1 protein-coding gene is annotated in these 770 nt (G+C 28.8%); it reads left to right on the forward strand.

Annotation, left to right across the window (positions count from 1 at the left end; all coding sequences use genetic code 4):
• On the forward strand, nt 1-770 hold a 770-nt coding region (locus tag N1F73_RS03750; RefSeq protein ID WP_396888699.1), incomplete at both ends, for a hypothetical protein.

The following is a 770-nucleotide window of genomic DNA, read 5'->3' on the forward strand; positions in this document are numbered from 1 at the left end:
GGTCGATAAATTTTTAGAAGAAATTAGTGACTTTGATTTATTGCAAAAAGCATGTGAAAGATTTAAAGAAATCAAAAAAGCTTATGATGATGCCGAATCAGAACCGGCATTAATCAATATTCATCCAGCAATGCTTATTCAAGTAAAAGATAAAACGGAAAAAGATGTCAATTTTGAACAAAACATGAATAAAATTATCAAAATACTGGAACAAAATAATTTAACATGAGTTAAATATTTCAGTGGCGATAAAGCTGAGCAAAATGGCAGCAGCATTAAAGAAGAAATTTCATTAAAAAAGATATCGAAAAATAATTCAGGTGTTGATTGTATCATTTTCAAAGTTGGTCCAGCTACGGGTTGAAATATTCCTAGAGCATGTATGCTCGTGCAACTAAGAAATGTTTCATCGGAAAGTCTAAACATTCAAACATTAGGCAGAATTAAAAGAAATCCTAACCCTAATTATTTTGTTGATAATGATGATCAATTGTTCGAAGATTCAATTGCCAATAAATATTGGTTTTATTCAAACTTTGAAGAAAAGAAAAAAGAATGAAGCTATTATGAATTACAAGCAAAATGAAAACAAGATTCAAATGGTTTAACTTCATTTTATAAAGGAAGCATAAACAGAAATTTATTAAAAAAGGTATCAAACACCCAAGCCTATAATGACGCACTAATTAGTGTTTTATCTAAAAAAGATATTCTTGCTGAATGCAAGGAACTACAACAACATTTTAATGAATATGGTTATTTAGCACCCA

It is taken from the genome of Mycoplasma sp. HS2188, assembly GCF_025209835.1.
In the GTDB taxonomy this organism is placed as follows: Bacteria; Bacillota_I; Bacilli_A; order Mycoplasmatales; family Metamycoplasmataceae; genus Mycoplasmopsis.